The sequence below is a fragment of the Streptomyces sp. KR55 genome, from assembly GCF_052245645.1.
GTDB classification, from domain to species: domain Bacteria; phylum Actinomycetota; class Actinomycetes; order Streptomycetales; family Streptomycetaceae; genus Streptomyces; species Streptomyces flavusporus.
In genome coordinates this window covers 1-2,302 of sequence record NZ_JBQQCE010000809.1, presented here as the reverse complement: position 1 = coordinate 2,302, position 2,302 = coordinate 1, and the positions used below count along the sequence as shown (strand labels likewise).

Sequence of the window (2,302 nt, the reverse complement as noted above, 5' to 3'; positions counted from 1 at the left end):
GACACCGTAGGCGGGCAGCAGGATCTGCAGGTACGGGATCCTGAGCGCGACCTCGGCCATCTCCATGCGCCGTACGGTCGCCGGGGCCACACGCAGCACACGGGCGGCCTCCTCGCGCTTGAGGCCGGCTGCCTCCCGGAGCTCCTGCAGCCGTCTTCCGAGCACCACCTGGCCGACGGTGGGCGCGGCCCGCCGCTCACTCACGCCACGCCTCCCCTACGCGCCGAAAGTCTGCGTGCAGTCTGCCATGTTCCGCTTCCGGTCTCACAGGGTCGGCGGTGAGGCAGGCACCGGCGCCCGTCATTACCTCGGGAGTAATCGACCGGTCCGCCCCCGCGCGCCATCGTGGTCGTACCGGGTTCCGGGCCGGCGCACTCCGGTCCGGAACCCGGGCCCCAGGTGCAACTCGACCTCGACGGAGGGTGATTCCGCCATGTCCGCAACCCAGCTCGCCGCTCTCGCCCGCACCACCGAGCCGCAGACCGTGCTGCGTCGCTTCCTGGCCCTGGACGCGGTGGTCACCGGGGCGAACGGCGTCGCCTATCTCGTCGCGTCCGGTCCGCTCGGCGACTTCCTCGGCGTCACCTCCGGACTCCTGCTGGTTCTCGGCGTGTTCCTCACGGCGTACGCGGCCGCCGTCGGGCTGCTCGCCGCCCGGCAGCGGCCGCCGGCGCTCCCCGTGCGGGCGGTGATCGAGACCAACCTCGCCTGGACGGTGCTGAGTTTCCTCGCCCTGGCCCTCTGGCTCACGCCGAGCACGGCGGGCGCGGTCTGGACGGTGCTCCAGGCGCTCACCGTGGCCGGGTTCGCGGCGCTGCAGCACCTCGCGCTGAGGGAGCGTCATGGGAGCAGTGACTGAAGGTACTTGACCGTCGCCGGGTCGGCCGGGAGCAGCGTCTCGATGGCCAGCTCGGCGACGGTCACGTCCAGGGGCGTGTTGAACGTGGAGATCGACGAGATGAAGGACAGCGTCCTGCCCGCGTGCTCGATCTGCATCGGCAGCGCGAAGTACGGGACCGGCTCGGCCGGTTCGGCGCCCGTCGCCGACTCGGGCACCGGATACGCAGCCACCTCCTCGTACAGCTCCCGCAGCGGCGCGGAGCGCTGCAGGGCGATCTGCCGCTCCATCTGGACGAGCAGATGGCCGCGCCACTCACGGAAGTTGCGGATGCGCGGCGCCAGTCCCTCCGGGTGCAGCGTCAGCCGCATCGCGTTCAGCGGCTGCGTCAGCAGGGCCTCGGGGATGCCGTCCAGCAGCATGGTGATGCCCCGGTTGGCGGCCACCACGTTGTATGTGGCGTCCACCACCAGCGCCGGATACGGCTCGTAGCCCTGGATCAGCCGCTCCATGCCCTCGCGCAGGGCGGCGAGCGCCGGGTCGTCCAGGGGCGTCTGCGGGTAGCGCGGGGCGTAACCGGCCGCCAGCAGCAGGGCGTTGCGCTCCCGCACCGGCACGTCCAGGTGCTCGGCCAGCCGCAGCACCATCTCCTCGCTGGGCCGGGAGCGGCTCGTCTCGATGAAGCTGATGTGGCGGGCGGAGGAGCCGGCCTGCAGCGCCAGCTCCAGCTGGCTGACCCGCCGCTGCTCGCGCCAGGCCCGCAGCAGCGGTCCGACACCCTGACCGGTGGGGGTGGCGGCGGGCGTGGTGTGCGCGGACGGGAGAATGGTCATACCGACGACCGTAGTCGAGGAGGACCGCATGAACGAGCCGTGGAAGTCGCCCTTGGAGGCACAGGCGGTCTACCGCTCCCGGGTGCGCGGCTGCCTCCTCGGCGGGGCGGTCGGCGACGCCCTCGGCTATCCCGTGGAGTTCTCCTCCCTGGACCGCATCCGTCAGGACCACGGCCCGCGCGGCGTGACCGGGCTCGTGCCCGACGCGGACGGCGTCGTGGGCCGCATCAGCGACGACACCCAGATGACCCTGTTCACCGTGGAGGGCGTGCTGCGGGCGCACCGACGCGAACGGCTCAAGGGCATCGGCGGCGCGGCACCCCAGCTGCTGCGCGAGGCCTACGGGGACTGGCTGCGCACCCAGAGCGAGCCGAAGCCCTCCGCAGCGGGCGGCGGCCTGGTCACCGAGCCCTGGCTCTACGCCCGCCGCGCCCCCGGCAACGCCTGCCTCTCCGGACTCGCCCAGCAACACGTGCCGCTGCCCTGGGCCGAGCTGGGCCCGCCGGGGCCGGTCAACTCCGACTCCAAGGGCTGCGGCGCCGTCATGCGCTCGGCGCCCTTCGGGCTCACCGGCGCTCCCGCCGGCCCGGCCTTCGGGCTCGCCGCGCGCTGCGCCCAGATCACCCACGGC

The 2,302-nt window shown here is 73.1% G+C and carries 4 protein-coding genes; 2 read left to right on the top strand and 2 right to left on the bottom strand.

The window, feature by feature from the left end; all coding sequences use genetic code 11:
• On the bottom strand, positions 1–204 hold a 204-nt coding region (locus ACTWQJ_RS50370; RefSeq protein ID WP_443313040.1), incomplete at its 3' end, for a helix-turn-helix domain-containing protein.
• Positions 205–433: 229 nt separating this feature from the next.
• Here ACTWQJ_RS50370 and ACTWQJ_RS50365 point away from each other — a divergent pair.
• A complete protein-coding gene (locus ACTWQJ_RS50365) occupies positions 434–859 on the top strand; it encodes a hypothetical protein (RefSeq protein ID WP_443313039.1) in 426 nt (141 codons plus the stop codon).
• Here ACTWQJ_RS50365 and ACTWQJ_RS50360 read toward each other — a convergent pair.
• The gene (locus ACTWQJ_RS50360) at positions 841–1,671 is read right to left on the bottom strand and encodes a helix-turn-helix domain-containing protein (protein ID WP_443313038.1); all 831 of its coding nucleotides are present in this window, start codon (positions 1,669–1,671) and stop codon (positions 841–843) included. The genes ACTWQJ_RS50365 and ACTWQJ_RS50360 overlap by 19 nt on opposite strands.
• 28 nt (positions 1,672–1,699) lie before the next feature.
• On the opposite strand from ACTWQJ_RS50360, the gene ACTWQJ_RS50355 reads away from it, so the two are divergent.
• Positions 1,700–2,302 (top strand): ADP-ribosylglycohydrolase family protein (locus tag ACTWQJ_RS50355; protein ID WP_443313037.1); only part of this gene is annotated, 603 nt, incomplete at its 3' end.

Bases quoted from the DNA above. Each gene is read 5' to 3' on its own strand.
- ACTWQJ_RS50360 (WP_443313038.1), bottom strand. From the start codon at position 1,671: ATGACCATTCTCCCGTCCGCGCACACCACGCCCGCCGCCACCCCCACC.
- ACTWQJ_RS50365 (WP_443313039.1), top strand. From the start codon at position 434: ATGTCCGCAACCCAGCTCGCCGCTCTCGCCCGCACCACCGAGCCGCAG.